This is a genomic window from Vibrio sp. L3-7, from assembly GCF_963898195.1.
In the GTDB taxonomy this organism is placed as follows: domain Bacteria; phylum Pseudomonadota; class Gammaproteobacteria; order Enterobacterales; family Vibrionaceae; genus Vibrio; species Vibrio echinoideorum.
Genome location: NZ_CAWQUW010000008.1, coordinates 139,466 through 156,192, shown reverse-complemented (window position 1 = coordinate 156,192; position 16,727 = coordinate 139,466). Strand labels below are relative to the sequence as shown.

Below are 16,727 nucleotides of genomic sequence, written 5' to 3'. Positions count from 1 at the left end.
TAGCATTAGATCGATCCATGTATAAACCCAGTGAAGTAACTGGACAATGCGTAATACTATATTGGCTTAGAGGGATTGAGCTAATTCGTATTGGTTATATCGGTGATAATACTTGCTTATTGGTGCGCAATGATTGCTTTGTTCACAACCCAAACAGATCGTGAACAAAGTGTTTATTTGGTGGAAAGTAGAACTTAGAACTTAGAACTTAGAACTTATATCCGACAGTAAAAGATAACTGATCGATGTCATAGTCATCCATCATGATGAAATTGAAGCGTAGGTCGGTATAAAGGCCGAAATCAAGATTTGCTCTAACTCCGGTGCCAAGTAGTAGCGAAGTATTGTTATCCTTGATACTTCTACTTTCGTTAGGTGTACTTAACGTAATCTTTTCCTCTACACGAGCAAGACCAATGGCACCGTATGGTTTTATATCAAAGCCATTAAGGAAGAATGCATAGCCGATGTCAGTGTCTATTTTGATGGTTGAAACTTTAGTTTCGTAACCATAGCCTTCATAGTTTTCATCGTCTTTACTTGTATCGGATGAAATGTTTACACCAAAGATTCGGTTGATGTCATAACCATATTCGAGCTTTAACCCGTTACCTAGATCGCTTCGAGAAAAATCAGAATCTAGGTGATCGACTTCACTAGAAACAATACCGAAACCAATACGATGTCCAGAATAGTCTTTCTGAGCATAAGCTGATGAAGCAGAAGTAATTGCGATAACGGTTAGTGCTGTAGTTAATAATTTCATATAAATAACGCTCTTAATATTTAATTATTGCATCCTTATATTTGATTGACTCCCTGTCGATTGAGTGAATATTAAACAGTGTTATATTTTTAAGCTAAATAGGTTCTCGTATATCTGTGATAAGCATTACTTATTAATCTGTTGCAATAGTGCATTTTTGATTACATCGAAAAGCCAAGATATTAAAGGGTTGTTACGATTTTTTGTGTGTATGTGGCTGTAAACACTTATGTTTTTATATTTGGTATCAAGATTTACATCTATAGCCCGCAGTGTTGGATAGTTATCTATGGGGAATAGGTTGGAATGAGGCATGTACATATCGGAATTCGCCACGACATCAATGATAGCCATCAACATTTCTGAACGGAAGCCAATACTGTGTGGAATTGAACGTGATTCTAATATGTTGGCCGCATGGCTAAAACTGTCGTTCCAGCCGGGAGATATCATTGATGCTATTTCAAAACCTGCTAATTCTTCAGGACTCACTGAAGCTTGTTTAATTGGGTGATCTTTTCTTACAAATAATCGGCCTGTAATCTCAACCAGTTTTTTTACATAGATCTCTTTTGATGTAAAAGGGAGCTCGTAAGCCACGCCTAGCAGAACCTCTCCTTTCTGTATATCTTCACAAGATGAAGTAGACCAGCTTACTAGCTCGAGTTTCGAGTTTGGCGCTTGGCTCATGAGTTCTTTGTATAAGGTGCCGGATAAGCAAGCGAGTACCACAGGAGATAGCGCGATCTTTATAGGGTAGTCAATGTCGTTGGGATCAAATTTATTGGATGCATTCACTGCCGTCATCAAGCCATCAAAGTGAGGTGTTATCTCATTGATGAGTTGCTCACTGAACGAGGTAGCTTGCAATCCTCCATGAACCTTTACGAAAAGGTCATCGTTGAAGTGGTGTCTTAGCTTTTGTAGGGCTTGGCTAACCGCAGGCTGAGAAACGAATAAACGCTCCGCAGCCTTTCTGGTGTTTTTTTCTTGATAAACGATGAGGAATGTTCGTAACAGGTTTAAATCAAGAGTACTGAATAAGTCTTTAGCCATATCTATCCGTGAAAAGTTTACTGCACTATTAAACCTAATATACGTTAGCGGGATAGATTAGTCAGTGAGGTTATCTTAGATTTTTGTTAATGGCTATTGCTCTTAAATAGCTAGGGCGGCTCTCATATCGGATATTTTTCTAGCATCAGTTACTGGGATTTGATAGTCATCAACGTTATCGTTACCCATTTGAGCACTAGAGCTCTTTTCCATTAGGCTCGGTCTTGTCGATTTACCTGAAAGATGAAGTGCAGGCACTTGGGTATTGCTTCGAATAATCTTAGCATTTGTTGTGTTGACGCCAGCCCCAGCCATGATGTCGATTCTTCCATCGGCTTGTTTGACCATATCTGCTAATACATGGATTCCTTGCTCTGCATTGGCAGCAAGCCCTGACGTTAGGATTCGTTCACAGCCGAGCGCTATGACCTGTTCTAAAGCAACTTGGTAATCGGTACATTGATCAATGGCTCTGTGAAACGTAATTCCTAAGTTCAACGAGTGAGCCTTGTCTGCCAGTTGCTGCATTTTTGGCATATCAACACTTCCGTTCGGCGCTAATACACCAAGTACGACTCCATCCAACCCAGCACTTGCACAAGCTTCAATATCTTCAAGCATACATAGCATATCGTCATTATCGAAAATGAAGTCGCCTTGTCTTGGTCGTATCATCGCGTAGACAGGAACGGACGAAATTTTTGCCGCTTGCTTCATCATTCCGAAGCTTGGAGTTAACCCGCCAAGTGCCAATGAAGAGCAAAGCTCAATTCGATTCGCGCCGCCAGACAGCGCGTTGTGTAGAGATTCTAAGTTATCGATACAGACTTCAATTTCGATGTTCATCATGTTTATCCGTTTAAAAAGATACTGATGAAATCATAGCAACCTAAATACGGATATGAATAGGTGGTAGCAGAGGGAAATAGGGGCAAAGTTTGTTTTTTTAACTACCTCAATTAAGTGATGCTGAGGGAGCTTAGGGGAAATGAAAAGCCGTCGAATAGATATGAAAAAAGCCCGAAGCGTTAACTTCGGGCTTTTAATAGGACTTTACTTCTTAACTGATTGGCGGTGCGCTTTGCGCTATTAGCTTATGCTTTATTTCTCTTTATAGAGAGTCTTCCAACCATTAACCCGTGTTGAGTTCGGGCTTAAGAGGTAATTACTTGCTTAGGTCGTCAGCGTGCTCAGATAGGAACGCTGCAACACCTGTTGGTGATGCGTCCATACCTGCTTTGCCTTCTTCCCATTGTGCAGGACAAACTTCACCGTTCTTCTCGTGGAAGTTTAGTGCGTCTACCATGCGTAGCATTTCGTCGATGTTACGACCTAGTGGAAGATCGTTAACTACTTGGTGACGTACAAGGCCGTCAGCGTCGATTAGGAAAGAACCACGGAAAGCAACGCCTGCTTCTGGGTGCTCAACATCGTATGCTTTGCAGATCTCGTGCTTAACGTCAGCAATTAGAGGGTATTTAACTTGACCGATACCGCCATCAGCGATAGCAGTGTTACGCCATGCGTTGTGAGAGAATTGTGAATCGATAGAAACACCAATTACTTCAACGCCTTTAGCTTGGAAATCTTCTAGACGGTTGTCGAAAGCGATTAGCTCTGAAGGACAAACGAAAGTGAAGTCTAGTGGGTAGAAGAAAACTACCGCTTTCTTACCTTTAGTGAATTCTGCGAAGTTGAAGTTATCAACGATCTCGCCGTTACCTAGAACAGCTGCTGCAGTAAAGTCAGGGGCTTGACGACCTACTAGTACCATTTGGAATCTCCTAAAAAATTAGTTGGCCCAACACATCTTTGTTTGGGCTCCGTTTCTACGGGACAAACTATAGTACAATCGGTACTATAGAAAAAAGCGAATTAAATAGATTAAGTTAATCGAAAAAAGCGATGAGCTTATTCTTTGTTCAGTCCTTAGGTCTGCTGACCTTTGCCCAACTTATCCTACTCATATTACAGAGTAATTTCATGAATAAATGGCCAAGTCTTAAGCAACTTTATTATCTCGTTACTCTTCACGAAACTCGCCATTTTAGCGACGCTGCGGATCGCTGTTTCGTCAGCCAATCCACACTAAGCAAAGGTATTCAAAACCTCGAAGAGCTGATTGGTTGTCCTCTTTATGAGAAGAAAGATAAAAAGAGCCCATTAGTATTTACGCAAGCGGGTGAGCTGGTGGTTAAGCATGGTCGAGAGCTACTGGCGAAAGGACAAGATCTGGTTGAGCTCGGAAATTTATGTAACGGAGACGCGATGCAAGGGCAGCTACGAGTAGGGTGTATTCCTACAATAGCGCCGTTCTTGTTGTGTGATTTAGTACAAGAAGTTAACCAACGCTTTCCTCAGCTAAATTTGCTGTTACGTGAAGACACAACAACTAACTTATTAGCAGCGTTGCGTCATGGTGAGTTGGATGTTTTGATTTTGGCTTTGCCTGTCGATATCGACAATATGGAGAGCCAAGTTGTTGGGCAAGACCCATTCCGAATGGTGATCAGTCGTAATCAAGCTGATGGCATTCGTGTTCCGATTAAATACGATGACCTGCCAGATGAGTCTGTATTTTTGTTGGAGAACGAGCACTGCTTAACCGAGCACGCGGTATCAGCCTGTAAGCTAACCGACAAAGAGAAGATAAACCCGTTCACCGCCACAAGCCTACATACATTGGTACAAATGGTGGCGAATGGTTTAGGAACTACCTTTATTCCACAAATGGCGATTGATCATGGTTTGCTGGAAAATCAAAACCTAGTGGTTATTGATCCTCCTGGTCAGCAAGCGTACCGAGATATTGGTCTTGTGTGGCGACCAAGTTCATCTCGTCTAGAGACATTCCATCAGTTAGCGGATGTGGTGTCTGAGTTGCTTTAAAGTTTGTCACCTTAACAACAGTACTTGATTGCCATGTTTGAATAAATCCATACGATTATGTTTAATCGTATGGATTTCTAGGTCTTGTTAAATGAGACTTTAAAGCTCCATAAATTAAATAAAAAAGCACTGCAATACTCATATAAGCAGGAAATGTTCCAAACAAGGATGAATAAACATCAAGTAGGCTACTATTTTTATTTCCTAGTATTATTTTTTTCCCATCGTTGATAAATAATACGTTATAGTATCGCTTCTCTATCAATTCAAAATTGAACTTATGTACAGAGCGCTTTCCCTCTATATCTAATCGATAGTAATAAGTTTTTAACCCTCTCATATGGACATTAATATGATCAAGTTGTATTACTTTTGCTTGTTTTTCTATGCCAGATGTCCAGAATTTGTATGTATCTCCAACAACTTCGTAAAGTGCAAAAGATACAACAGCATAGCCTATTAGAAAAAAAGAAAATTTTAAATATGGGAATGATTTATTCATAAACCGCTACCACATTTTTCTTTTGAAAGCGCAAACTTTTCTAAAAGCCCCACAGAACTTCTCAGTTTCATTTTCATTATTGAGCCACAATATACGTGGCTAGCGCTACTTTCCTTGTAATCTTCAACTTTTAAATAATAAAAAGTAGATAGTGATATAGCGATAATAAAATAAGTACCGATACGATGATTTTCAGATTGGTGCTTATCGTCTCTATTTTTTATTATTAGTACTAGCTGTACGATAGTGTATGTTAATAAAAAAAATGCAATAAATGAACTAATTACAGTAACAAAGTAAATTCTATCTGAATCATACTCTCCAGAAGGGAAGTATATGAATGGGTAACTGCATACAGTGATGATTACTAGGCATATTATTGAATATTTATAGTTTGATACTTTCATTTGTACTCTCAAGAACCGTAACTTTTTGGGCGCCTCATAATGAGATGCCAGTATATTCTCCGAAACATTAAGTGGACCAAATGAATGGTCGTCAATTGCTTTTATATAAGTTTCCAACACACCGGAAGAAGTAGCTACATCCTCTACTGTGAATGTAACAACAGTGATACAAGCAATGACAGGAGCTGAATTCGTTATAACCTCTGCATCAAGCCTATTGATAAATATGATTTTTTCACTTTATTACGGAGGTGGTTGTATATGGCGGGTAATATAAACCTCATCAATATATTATTCAACTAGTTTTATATTTGATATGGTGTGCGGATTGGTTGTTTATTGTAATGAGTTACGGGGTAAGCGACAGTGCATTTCTATCGATTAAAGTTACCTAATATTGAGCCTCATAGTTTTATGAGGCTCTTTCTACTTTATCTATAGCGTTAAATTTTGAAAAAACTCAGTAAGTCTTTTTGTTTCACTGCTAATGAAGATAGCTCCTCACTTGCTTGTTTGCTTTGTTCGATTCCTGAGACATTTTGGTGAACGATATCAAAGGTCAAAGAAACATTTTGTGAAATATCCTGTGTGACTCCTGATTGCTCTTCAGATGCTGTTGCTACTTGTGTATTCATATCTGAAATCAGGCCAACAGACTCCGTTATTGATGCGAATGCTGTTCTAAGCTGTTCGCTGTAATGACGCGACTCGACGGCTAACGATAGGTTAGATTGCATGAACTGGTTGGCATCTTTTGCTTGTGCTTGAAGTCGAGATATTATCTCTTGAATATCGACAGTTGATTGTTGTGTTTTAGCGGCCAGAGAACGAACTTCATCAGCAACGACAGCAAAACCACGCCCTTGCTCACCAGCTCGTGCGGCCTCAATGGCTGCGTTGAGTGCTAGCAAGTTCGTTTGCTCAGAGATGGAGTTGATCACTTCAATAACAGTACCGATCTCTACCGAGTACTCTTGCAGTTGATTGACGATATTTGATGTCTCTTCGATTGAGTCTTCAACTTTGCGAGATATATCATCTGAGGCATCAAGTGAAACGCCGCCCTTTTTAACATTGGAAGTAGCACCAGTTGCCGCGTTCTCAGCACAAGCTGCATTATGGCTAACCTCATTCGCAGTACTAGAAAGCTCATTGATGGCCGTTGCTATTTGCTCCATTTGGCTCAGTTCTTGTTGAGCGTTCCCTTCGGTTTGGCTCATTACGGCCGTTAACTCGACTGAAGCCGCTGAAACATTGTCTGAAATTTGGTGGAAGCCATCGATGATACGACGTAGTTCTTGGCGCATCTCTAAAATGTTTGCGTATATACCCGTTTCTTTGCCTGTTATTGGAATCTGTTTTGAAAGGTCACCGGAAGCGACTTCCTCTACAATTGCTTGAATGTCGCTAGGCTCTCCCCCTACGACTTTCCAGACGCTACGATAAATCGAGATGGCAATGCCAAGGGCAATCGCGATAACAATAATTGAAAGCACACCTAAGATAAATTGAGCGTTTGAAAATCGTTCAACCATGCTTGGTCCGACAGAGTCTTGTTTTGACTTGGTAGAGAGCTTTATTTCTTCAATTGTTTTCGCCGCATTGCTACCTGCAATATCAAGGGTTCCAGAAACGATGTTGTTTCGTTCCTTTATCGTGTTAACAACTTCTGAAAAAGTGACTCGGTAGGTTTTAAAGGCATTATTAAAATCAGCTAAGTAACGAATTTGCTCGGCTGACATCAATTGAGATTCTATGGTTTCTACGAGAAATGTGGCGGATGCAAACTCTTTTTGAGCTCGTTGAGCATCTTCTATTTTGTTGCTAGTCAAAAATTTAGAAGCATACAATCGTGATAACAACACATGTTGTTGAAGTTGCCCTGAACTGACAGCAACTTCTAAATCTTCTTCAGCAGAAGCTTGCGTCATCAAGTTAGTCACTGCTTGTCGCATCTTAAGACCTGATGGATCCAAGTTTTCTTTAACTAAGTTGTTCCTAGTATTGACCAGTTGTACAACCTGGTTAAAGCCCTGGCTGTATTGTTTAAGCTGCTTCTCTATCGCTAAAAACTCATTTTTATGTAGGTCGTCAATATGAGCGTCCAATACTTCGTCAATCAACTGAATTGATGTTGTGATGCGCTTATTGAGCTCTGAAGCATGCGATGCAACAGGGTTCTTTATATATTTTAATGCTGATAAACGAGCTTCCAATATGTTGGCTTGGATTCGGCCAGTGGATACACTGGTTAATGCAAGAGAACGATAGGTATTAAACCCATGACTAGATTGATAAAAGCGCAATGAAGCAACGACTGAAATAACCAAAATTAGCGCAAGAATCACGCCAAAACCCAAGGACAGCAATTTCTTTAAACTCATAAGTATCATTCCCAGAAAGGCAGTTTGTTTTTATTGTTAACAAATTTTTACATTATCCAAACGATAGATATATCAATAAATCTAATTAGAGTCTTACATTCTCATATGTAAGAACAATAAGTCAGATAGGTTTGTTGAGATGCTCATTTTTTGGAACAGGTCTCTAAGAAGAAATGAAGGGTGTGGTGAGTTTCACAGTGAATATGTGAGAGTTGGGGCATGTAAAGAGCCTTGGATTGAAAGGCTCTAGGGGGTTAGCGGGTAAAACAACCTTGATTAACCTTCTACTTCTTCCGGTTCTACTTCTTCTTGTAGTTCGAGTAAGTTGATCGCTATCGTGACGAAATCACTGTCGGTGATAATACCTACTAATTCGTGATCATCTACGACAGGCAAACAGCCCACTTTGTGTTTCTGCATATAAACAGCTGATTCTTTCAATCCTGCTCGTGGTTCTACAGACATTACGCTTTTGTGCATGATGTCGTTGAGCGGTGTAGCAAGAGTAAATGATTGAGCTTGTGGGATGTTTTGCAGGCTAGACTCTTGAGCGGCAAGAACGTCTCGTTGTGTGACGACGCCTAATAGTTTTCTGTCGGCATCAACAACTGGGATGTGGCGGATATCAAGCGCTTCCATCATGTGCTTAGCATCGGCCAGTGAATGTGAGCGCAATAGAGTATGAGGGTTGCGAGTCATCATATCTTCAACCTTGATCATACGAACCTCCTTATTTTTTTATTTGTTGCTATTACTATAGTTTTTTATCTGAAAAATAACTGAGATCTAACGCATTTTCGGGTGAGTTTTATGCAACTAATTATCGAAATTAAAGCGTCTAATCTGTAGCATTATTTAACGCCTCTTTACAATAATCCGTTGTCGTAAACCTTGCTATTGCGGCTCGTGTGCCTATACTAGCCCACTGCGAAATTTTTAGTCGTGTTTGCTATCTGTTTACGGCAACGTTTACTTACCGTAACGATTTATTAGCGACAACGATTTATTATTAGCCAACGGCACAAATCTCATCAACTAAGACAAGACTAGACACATGCAAGTTTCAGATTTTCACTTTGACCTACCAGATGAACTTATTGCTCGCTACCCTCAAGAAGAGCGTACAGCAAGCCGCCTGCTTAAATTGGACGGCAATAATGGCAACCTAACTGATGGTTCGTTTAAAGACGTTTTAGACTTGGCTGAGCCAGGCGACCTTGTCGTTTTCAATAACACTCGAGTTATTCCTGCTCGCGTATTTGGTCGCAAGGCATCAGGCGGTAAGCTTGAGGTACTGGTTGAGCGAATGCTCGATGAGAAAAGTATTTTAGCGCATGTTCGTTGTTCTAAATCACCTAAGCCCGGCACTAAGCTGTTCCTTGGTGAAAATGATGAATATGAAGCTGAAATGGTGGCGCGTCATGACTCGTTATTTGAAATTCATTTCACCTCAGATCAAAGCGTTTTAGAGATTCTTAACAGTGTTGGTCACATGCCACTGCCTCCTTACATCGATCGTCCTGATGAAGATGCAGATAAAGAGCGCTACCAGACCGTCTATAATGAAAAGCCAGGTGCCGTTGCTGCGCCAACTGCGGGTCTTCATTTTGATGACAAGCTGATGGCAGACATGAAGGCAAAAGGCGTCGAATTTGCTTACGTGACACTTCACGTAGGTGCGGGCACATTCCAACCTGTAAAAGTGGATAACATCAACGATCACCACATGCATGCTGAGTACGTTGAAGTACCGCAAGAAGTGGTTGATGCCGTTGCAGCAGCAAAAGCTCGCGGCGGACGCATTATCGCTGTCGGCACAACATCAGTTCGCTCCCTAGAAAGTGCAGCGCAAGATGCATTAAAGAAAGGCACTGAATTAGTTCCTTTCTTTGGCGATACTGAAATTTTCATCTTCCCTGGTTACGAATACCAGTTGGTAGATTGCTTAATTACTAATTTCCACTTACCAGAATCAACATTGATTATGTTGGTGAGTGCATTTGCTGGTTATGACCATGTGATGGGTGCATACGATCACGCAGTGAAGAGCGAATATCGTTTCTTTAGCTACGGCGACGCAATGTTCATCAATAAGAAAACGAGCTAATTTAAGCAGGTTATAAACGATATAAGCAGAATTTACGGGTGCTAGCAGTAAGCTAGGAGTCGGGCAGGGTGTCTGTCTAATCTCTCGCAAGGAATACGCGACCGCTCCTCATAGAACTCGCTGAACTTATGTTTAGCTTAAGGTTCTGAATTATCAGTCAGATTGTTTCTCTGGCATATTGGAGGCTTCGTGAAATTAAAATACGAACTTAAAAAAACAAACAGCGGCGCACGTCGTGGTCAACTTCAGTTTGAACGTGGTAGCGTTGAAACACCAGCATTCATGCCTGTAGGTACTTACGGTACTGTAAAAGGTATGACGCCTGAAGAAGTAAAAGACACAGGTGCCGAAATTCTACTAGGTAATACGTTCCACCTGTGGCTACGCCCTGGTCAAGAAATCATGAAACTGCACGGTGATTTACACGACTTCATGAACTGGAAAGGTCCTATCCTGACTGATTCAGGTGGCTTCCAAGTATTCAGCTTAGGTGCTACGCGTAAGATCACTGAAGAAGGTGTACATTTCCGTAACCCTGTAAACGGTGACAAGATTTTCATGGACGCTGAGAAGTCGATGGAAATCCAAAAGGATCTAGGTTCAGACATCGTAATGATCTTTGACGAATGTACGCCTTATCCTGCGACGCATAAAGAAGCAAAAGACTCGATGGAGATGTCTCTTCGTTGGGCTCAGCGTTCACGTAACCACTTCGACAAGCAAGAAAACCCTAACTCACTGTTTGGTATCGTTCAGGGTGGCGTATACGAAGACCTTCGTGATGTATCCGTTAAAGGCCTAACAGAAATTGGTTTTGATGGTTACGCTGTTGGCGGCCTAGCAGTTGGCGAACCAAAAGAAGACATGCACCGTATTCTTGAGCACACGTGTCCTCAACTACCTGAAGACAAGCCTCGCTACCTAATGGGTGTAGGCAAACCTGAAGATTTAGTTGAAGGTGTTCGTCGTGGTATCGACATGTTTGACTGTGTAATGCCAACGCGAAATGCACGTAACGGCCACCTGTTTGTAACTGAAGGTGTGATCAAGATCCGTAATGCGAAGCATAAAACCGATACAACACCACTAGATTCAGATTGCGACTGTTACACTTGTAAGAACTACAGCAAGTCGTACTTACATCATTTGGATCGTTGTAACGAAATTCTAGGTGCTCGACTGAACACGATTCATAACCTGCGTTTCTATCAACGAATCATGTCCGATATTCGTCAGTCTATCGATGAAGATCGTTTTGAAGAGTTCGTTGCAGAGTTCTATGCAAGAATGGGGCGTGAAGTCCCACCACTAGGTAAAGAATCTTAGTATTTCTTTTTTTGCGAGCCCCATCTCTCTTCCGAGAGTTGGGGCTTGAAAATAAAGGGGTGCAACCCAATTAGACAAACAATTACGAAAATATAATAGAGGATGTTTTAAATGTTTATTTCTCAAGCTCACGCAGCAGTAGAAGGTTCACCAGCAGGCGGCGGTTTCGAAATGCTTATCATGCTAGGTATGTTTGCTGTGATCTTCTACTTCATGATCTACCGTCCACAAGCTAAGCGTGTTAAAGAGCACAAGAACCTAATGTCTTCTATGGGCAAAGGTGATGAAGTTCTTACGAGCGGCGGCCTGATTGGTAAGATCACTAAGATTGCAGAAGATAGCGATTACGTTTCTATCGAACTGAATCAAAACAATGAAGTAGTGATCAAGAAAGACTTCGTTACAGCTGTGCTACCAAAAGGCACTCTGAAATCTCTATAAACAGCTAGAGGATCCTCGCTGTGCTAAACCGTTATCCGTTATGGAAGTATTTGATGGTGGCGTTTGCCGTTGCTATCGCTGCGTTGTACGCACTTCCAAATATATACGGTGAAGATCCGGCAGTTCAAGTTACAGGGGCGCGCGGCGCCTCTGTAGATCTGTCTACGCTGGATGCTGTCACCGATGCTCTTGAAGCCAAGAGCCTTTCTACAAAATCCGTTGCTCTAGAGAACGGTTCCATTCTTGTTCGCTTTAACGATACAGATACGCAAATTAGTGCTCGTGATATCATCACAGAAGCACTAGGTGATGACGTTATCGTTGCTTTAAACCTAGCGGCTTTGACTCCTGATTGGCTTGAATCTATTGGTGCTGCACCAATGAAACTGGGTCTTGATCTACGTGGTGGTGTTCACTTCTTAATGGAAGTGGATATGGATGCCGCGATGGAGAAGCTAGTTGGCCAACAAGAAGAAGCTTTCCGTAGCGAACTTCGTGAAGAAAAAATCCGTTACCGTGCTATTCGTCCATCAGGTAAAGATGCGGTTGAAGTGATTCTACGTAACGAAGAGCAGCTTGCTGAAGCGAAATCGCTACTGCAATCTAAACACCAAGATATGACATTTGTAGATTCTGAATCTAATGGTCGTTTCTCTTTGGTTGCTAACTTCACTGAAACTCGTCTTCAAGAAATCCGAAACTACGCTGTAGAGCAAAATATTACCATTCTACGTAACCGTGTTAACGAACTTGGTGTAGCTGAACCTTTGGTTCAACGTCAAGGTGCTAGCCGTATCGTAGTGGAATTGCCAGGTGTTCAAGATACCGCTCGCGCTAAAGAAATTTTAGGTGCTACAGCGACTCTTGAGTTCCGTGAAGTAGACAGTAGTGCCGATTTGGCTGCTGCAGCTTCTGGTCGAGCTCCTGCTGGTAGCGAAATCAAGCAAGACCGCGATGGTCGTCCTGTGGTTCTTAAGAAACGCATTATCTTAGGCGGTTCTAGTATTACAGATGCGAGCTCTAGTGTTGATGAATATGGTCGTCCGCAAGTTAACATCTCGCTAGACAGCGAAGGTGGTAGCAAGATGTCTACATTCTCTCGTCAAAATATCGGTAAGCTAATGGCAACCGTATTTGCAGAGTACAAAGACAGTGGCCGTAAATCACCTGAAGGTAAGGTTATCTTAACCAAGCATGAAGAAGTGATTAACCAAGCGACCATTCAATCTGCTCTTGGCCGTAACTTCCGTATTACGGGTATCGACTCAACCGCTGAAGCTCATAACTTGGCACTTCTACTGCGTGCTGGTGCATTGATTGCGCCTATCTCGATTGTAGAAGAGCGTACGATTGGTCCATCTATGGGTCAACAAAACATCGACATGGGTATCATGGCAATGGTTTGGGGTATGGCTGCAGTAATGTTATTTACGCTGCTTTACTACCGTACTTTCGGTCTGATTGCGAACGTCGCTTTGATGGCGAACTTGGTATTGATTATCGGTGTTATGTCGATGATTCCAGGCGCAACAATGACGCTACCAGGGATTGCCGGCATCGTATTGACGGTCGGTATGGCAGTCGATGCTAACGTTCTTATCTTTGAGCGTATACGTGAAGAACTTCGAGATGGACGTAGTCCTCAACAAGCGATTCACCAAGGTTATGCAAACGCATTTAGCACAATCGCCGATGCCAATATCACCACTCTACTGACAGCCATTATTCTATTTGCTGTAGGTACAGGTGCGATTAAAGGCTTCGCGGTAACGTTATCAATCGGTATCTTAACTTCAATGTTTACAGCTATTATCGGAACACGTTGTATCGTGAACCTGATGTATGGTGGCAAACGCGTTAAGAAACTGTCGATCTAAGGCTAGGAATTAATATGTTTCAGATTCTAAAAGCAGAAAAAATGATCGACTTTATGCGTTGGTCAAAGGTTGCCTTTTTATTCTCTATCTTGATGATTGGTACTGCTATCTTTACCCTAACAACGAAATCGTTGAATTGGGGTCTAGATTTTACCGGCGGTACTCTGATTGAAGTGGGATTTGAGGAACCAGCAAACCTACCTGATATCCGTAGTGCACTAGAAGCGGAAGGTTTCGGTGATGCAACGGTACAGAACTTTGGTTCTGCGCGTGAAGTAATGGTTCGTTTACGTCCGCGTGACGGTGTTGCTGGCGAAACGCTTGGTAACCAGATCCTATCTGCGATTAAAGATGGTACTGGTGAGCAAGTTGAGATGCGCCGTATTGAGTTCGTTGGTCCAAATGTGGGTGACGAACTAACAGAAGCTGGTGGCCTTGCTATCATTGTTTCGCTTATTTGTATCTTGATTTACGTGTCGGTGCGATTTGAATGGCGTTTGGCTGCAGGTGCAGTATTAGCACTAGCGCACGATGTTATTATCACACTAGGTGTGTTCTCTCTAATGCAAATTGAGGTGGATCTAACCATCGTAGCAGCCTTGCTAACGGTCGTCGGTTACTCCCTCAACGATACCATAGTGGTATTTGACCGTATTCGTGAAAACTTCCGTAAGATGCGTAAGGGTGAAGCGCCTGAAGTACTGAACAACTCAATCACACAAACATTGAGCCGTACATTGATCACTTCTGGCACAACCTTGTTCGTAGTTATCGCACTGTTCGTTCAGGGTGGCGCTATGATTCACGGTTTCGCGACTGCACTTCTATTGGGTATTACGGTTGGTACGTACTCTTCTATCTACGTTGCATCTGCACTAGCTATGAAGTTGGGTATTACACGTGAGCACCTGATGCCACCACAAGTGGATAAAGAAGGTGAAGAGTTTGACGAAATGCCTTAAGCCTTGGCTTAATCAGTTTCGATAAACCAAAAAAACCGCTAGGCAACTAGCGGTTTTTTTATATCTGCATTTTATAGGTAAGCTTGTGCTATCTAAGGGGCTTTTCAGCATTTACCAATCCGTAAAATACTATCAAGTGGGGGGCAAAATGCAACTGATAGGGTAAGTGATTTGTGCTCATTGTAACTAACCGTCGTCTTGCTCGTATCGCAGATACAAAAAAGCCCCGCGATAGCGAGGCTCTTCATTAAATTTTTTGCCCTTAACTAAAGAGCATTAACGTAAGGTCTGAATTACTTCAGCATACCTTCGTTAGAGTTCTCGCGAACGTGCTTAAGAATAGACTTAACACCACGTGCACTTGAAGCAACAACATTACCAGACGTCATGTAGTCAGTGCCGCCAGCAAAGTCAGTCATGATAGCGCCAGCTTCACGAGCGATTAGATCGCCAGCTGCTAGATCCCATGGCTTAAGGCCTAGTTCTAGGTAACCGTCAACACGGCCAGCTGCTAGGTAACATAGGTCAAGTGCTGGAGAGCCAGTACGACGGAAATCAGCACAATCTACGAATAGAGCTGAGATGATTTTCATGAAAGATTCAGAGTGTTGTTTTTGCTTGAATGGGAAACCAGTCGCTAGAACAGTACCTTGAAGGTCTTTAAGTTGGCTAACACGCATACGAGCGTTGTTAAGTTGAGCGCCAGAGCCACGTTGAGCTGTGAATAGCTCGTTTAGCATTGGGTCATAAACACAAGCAACTTCTGTACGACCATTCATGCGAACAGCGATAGATACAGAGAAGTGAGGGAAACCTTTTACAAAGTTGTTGGTGCCATCTAGTGGGTCAACGATCCATTGTACGTCAGAGTCTTTACCTTCAGTCAGGCCTGATTCTTCAGAAATAATGCTGTGCTCTGGGTAAGATGATTTGATTGTCTCAATGATCATGTACTCAGCTTCTTGAGCAATGTTAGTAACGTAATCGTTGTTACCTTTTAGAGATGATTCGATCTTATCAGTTGTTTCTAGAGATTTAGCAATATGGTTGCCAGCTTTACGCGCAGCGCGTATCGCAATGTTTAGCATTGGATGCATATGGTTTTTCCCACAAGATGTTAAAGAACAGTTTAAAGCGGCGGCGAGTATACCAAAGTTTCCCCAAAAGGGAAGTGGTTATTTTTTGAACTCTTGATTTCACATTCCGCGAAGGGTCTGACCATTTTACTTTGCTATGTGTTAATATCTCGCGATTATTTTTAAAGTGGTGTCATATAGCATGTTAGACAATGTAAAAGTCGTTCTGGTTGGTACGTCTCATTCAGGGAATATCGGATCAGCAGCTCGCGCAATGAAAGTGATGGGTTTGAGTCAATTAGTTCTTGTTGACCCTCAATGTGAAGTTGACGAGCAGACCTTAGCACTGGCTGCTGGTGCAGGTGACATCGCAGAAAACGCAACTATTGTGTCTACACTGGATGAAGCAGTAAAAGACTGTGGTTTGGTGGTTGGTTCAAGTGCTCGTTCTCGTACGCTTGAATGGCCAATGCTTGAGCCGCGTGAATGTGGACAAAAGTTTGCAGTTGAAGGTCAGAAGCATCCTGTGGCATTAGTGTTCGGCCGTGAGCGTACAGGCTTAACCAATGATGAGCTTCAGAAGTGTCATTTCCACGTATGTATCCCCGCTAACCCAGAGTACAGCTCATTAAATCTAGCAATGGCAGTACAGACACTGAGCTATGAAGTTCGCGTGGCACACCTTGATATGGTGGCTAGCCAGTACCAACCGCAGCAACAAGATGACTACCCTCGTCACGAAGAACTAGAAATGTTCTATGAACACCTTGAAAAAGTGATCATTGATACCCAATTTATCTCTAAGGAGAAGCCGGGTCAGGTGATGAACAAGCTGCGTCGTTTATTCAGCCGATCTCGTCCAGAACTACAAGAGATCAATACTCTACGTGGTATTTTGACTTCAATTGAGAAGAGCAAAAACAACAAATAAAGC

General features: G+C 42.1%; 16 protein-coding genes. 7 read left to right on the top strand and 9 right to left on the bottom strand.

Annotated elements, in window-relative coordinates; translation table 11 throughout:
- Positions 1-208: 208 nt before the first annotated feature.
- The 4 genes from AACW75_RS08390 to AACW75_RS08375 form a co-directional block, all read right to left on the bottom strand.
- Positions 209-766, bottom strand: a complete 558-nt coding sequence (locus tag AACW75_RS08390; RefSeq protein ID WP_102550973.1) for a porin family protein — start codon at positions 764-766, stop codon at positions 209-211.
- Positions 767-892: 126 nt separating this feature from the next.
- Positions 893-1,822 carry a LysR family transcriptional regulator gene (locus AACW75_RS08385; RefSeq protein ID WP_145570536.1) on the bottom strand — a complete coding sequence of 310 codons (930 nt, stop codon included), beginning with the start codon at positions 1,820-1,822 and terminating at the stop codon, positions 893-895.
- A gap of 102 nt (positions 1,823-1,924) precedes the next feature.
- Positions 1,925-2,668 (bottom strand): copper homeostasis protein CutC, encoded by a 744-nt coding sequence (locus AACW75_RS08380; RefSeq protein WP_145570644.1) that lies wholly within the window; start codon positions 2,666-2,668, stop codon positions 1,925-1,927.
- A gap of 319 nt (positions 2,669-2,987) precedes the next feature.
- A complete protein-coding gene (locus AACW75_RS08375; protein WP_004735077.1) occupies positions 2,988-3,596 on the bottom strand; it encodes a peroxiredoxin C in 609 nt (202 codons plus the stop codon).
- Positions 3,597-3,805: 209 nt separating this feature from the next.
- Between AACW75_RS08375 and AACW75_RS08370 the strand changes: the two genes are divergently transcribed.
- Positions 3,806-4,711 carry a hydrogen peroxide-inducible genes activator gene (locus tag AACW75_RS08370; protein WP_016767129.1) on the top strand — a complete coding sequence of 302 codons (906 nt, stop codon included), beginning with the start codon at positions 3,806-3,808 and terminating at the stop codon, positions 4,709-4,711.
- Between the two features lie 61 nt (positions 4,712-4,772).
- On the opposite strand, the gene AACW75_RS08365 is transcribed toward AACW75_RS08370, so the two are convergent.
- The 4 genes from AACW75_RS08365 to AACW75_RS08350 form a co-directional block, all read right to left on the bottom strand.
- Entirely contained in the window at positions 4,773-5,213 is a 441-nt protein-coding gene (locus AACW75_RS08365; RefSeq protein ID WP_145570538.1) for a hypothetical protein, read from the bottom strand.
- On the bottom strand, positions 5,210-5,620 hold the full coding sequence (locus AACW75_RS08360) for a hypothetical protein (protein ID WP_145570540.1): 411 nt from the start codon (positions 5,618-5,620) through the stop codon (positions 5,210-5,212). The genes AACW75_RS08365 and AACW75_RS08360 overlap by 4 nt, the downstream gene beginning before the upstream one ends.
- 443 nt (positions 5,621-6,063) lie before the next feature.
- Complete coding sequence (locus AACW75_RS08355; RefSeq protein ID WP_145570542.1) at positions 6,064-8,004, bottom strand: HAMP domain-containing methyl-accepting chemotaxis protein; 1,941 nt, start codon at positions 8,002-8,004, stop codon at positions 6,064-6,066.
- Between the two features lie 276 nt (positions 8,005-8,280).
- Positions 8,281-8,724, bottom strand: coding sequence for a CBS domain-containing protein (locus AACW75_RS08350; RefSeq protein ID WP_017074102.1), 444 nt, complete (start codon positions 8,722-8,724; stop codon positions 8,281-8,283).
- A 334-nt stretch (positions 8,725-9,058) separates the two neighbouring features.
- Here AACW75_RS08350 and queA point away from each other — a divergent pair, with 334 nt between their 5' ends.
- From queA to secF, 5 genes are all read left to right on the top strand, one after another.
- The gene (gene queA / locus AACW75_RS08345) at positions 9,059-10,111 is read left to right on the top strand and encodes a tRNA preQ1(34) S-adenosylmethionine ribosyltransferase-isomerase QueA (RefSeq protein ID WP_102550969.1); all 1,053 of its coding nucleotides are present in this window, start codon (positions 9,059-9,061) and stop codon (positions 10,109-10,111) included.
- A gap of 189 nt (positions 10,112-10,300) precedes the next feature.
- Positions 10,301-11,437, top strand: a complete 1,137-nt coding sequence (gene tgt, locus AACW75_RS08340; protein WP_004735086.1) for a tRNA guanosine(34) transglycosylase Tgt — start codon at positions 10,301-10,303, stop codon at positions 11,435-11,437.
- 111 nt (positions 11,438-11,548) lie between these two features.
- Complete coding sequence (gene yajC, locus AACW75_RS08335) at positions 11,549-11,878, top strand: preprotein translocase subunit YajC (RefSeq protein WP_017074104.1); 330 nt, start codon at positions 11,549-11,551, stop codon at positions 11,876-11,878.
- Positions 11,879-11,898: 20 nt separating this feature from the next.
- Positions 11,899-13,755, top strand: coding sequence for a protein translocase subunit SecD (gene secD / locus AACW75_RS08330; protein WP_017074105.1), 1,857 nt, complete (start codon positions 11,899-11,901; stop codon positions 13,753-13,755).
- A gap of 14 nt (positions 13,756-13,769) precedes the next feature.
- Positions 13,770-14,717 (top strand): protein translocase subunit SecF, encoded by a 948-nt coding sequence (gene secF / locus AACW75_RS08325; RefSeq protein WP_017074106.1) that lies wholly within the window; start codon positions 13,770-13,772, stop codon positions 14,715-14,717.
- Between the two features lie 293 nt (positions 14,718-15,010).
- On the opposite strand, the gene suhB is transcribed toward secF, so the two are convergent.
- Complete coding sequence (gene suhB, locus AACW75_RS08320; protein ID WP_017074107.1) at positions 15,011-15,814, bottom strand: inositol-1-monophosphatase; 804 nt, start codon at positions 15,812-15,814, stop codon at positions 15,011-15,013.
- 181 nt (positions 15,815-15,995) lie between these two features.
- Between suhB and trmJ the strand changes: the two genes are divergently transcribed.
- Positions 15,996-16,724, top strand: a complete 729-nt coding sequence (gene trmJ, locus AACW75_RS08315) for a tRNA (cytosine(32)/uridine(32)-2'-O)-methyltransferase TrmJ (protein ID WP_102550967.1) — start codon at positions 15,996-15,998, stop codon at positions 16,722-16,724.
- Positions 16,725-16,727 lie beyond the last annotated feature (3 nt).

Excerpts from the sequence above, each read along its gene's own strand:
- AACW75_RS08390 (WP_102550973.1), bottom strand. The coding sequence starts at position 766 with ATGAAATTATTAACTACAGCACTAACCGTTATCGCAATTACTTCTGCT.
- AACW75_RS08385 (WP_145570536.1), bottom strand. The coding sequence starts at position 1,822 with ATGGCTAAAGACTTATTCAGTACTCTTGATTTAAACCTGTTACGAACA.
- AACW75_RS08380 (WP_145570644.1), bottom strand. The coding sequence starts at position 2,668 with ATGAACATCGAAATTGAAGTCTGTATCGATAACTTAGAATCTCTACAC.
- AACW75_RS08375 (WP_004735077.1), bottom strand. The coding sequence starts at position 3,596 with ATGGTACTAGTAGGTCGTCAAGCCCCTGACTTTACTGCAGCAGCTGTT.
- AACW75_RS08370 (WP_016767129.1), top strand. The coding sequence starts at position 3,806 with ATGAATAAATGGCCAAGTCTTAAGCAACTTTATTATCTCGTTACTCTT.
- AACW75_RS08365 (WP_145570538.1), bottom strand. The coding sequence starts at position 5,213 with ATGAATAAATCATTCCCATATTTAAAATTTTCTTTTTTTCTAATAGGC.
- AACW75_RS08360 (WP_145570540.1), bottom strand. The coding sequence starts at position 5,620 with ATGAAAGTATCAAACTATAAATATTCAATAATATGCCTAGTAATCATC.
- AACW75_RS08355 (WP_145570542.1), bottom strand. The coding sequence starts at position 8,004 with ATGAGTTTAAAGAAATTGCTGTCCTTGGGTTTTGGCGTGATTCTTGCG.
- AACW75_RS08350 (WP_017074102.1), bottom strand. The coding sequence starts at position 8,724 with ATGATCAAGGTTGAAGATATGATGACTCGCAACCCTCATACTCTATTG.
- queA (WP_102550969.1), top strand. The coding sequence starts at position 9,059 with ATGCAAGTTTCAGATTTTCACTTTGACCTACCAGATGAACTTATTGCT.
- yajC (WP_017074104.1), top strand. The coding sequence starts at position 11,549 with ATGTTTATTTCTCAAGCTCACGCAGCAGTAGAAGGTTCACCAGCAGGC.
- secF (WP_017074106.1), top strand. The coding sequence starts at position 13,770 with ATGTTTCAGATTCTAAAAGCAGAAAAAATGATCGACTTTATGCGTTGG.
- suhB (WP_017074107.1), bottom strand. The coding sequence starts at position 15,814 with ATGCATCCAATGCTAAACATTGCGATACGCGCTGCGCGTAAAGCTGGC.
- trmJ (WP_102550967.1), top strand. The coding sequence starts at position 15,996 with ATGTTAGACAATGTAAAAGTCGTTCTGGTTGGTACGTCTCATTCAGGG.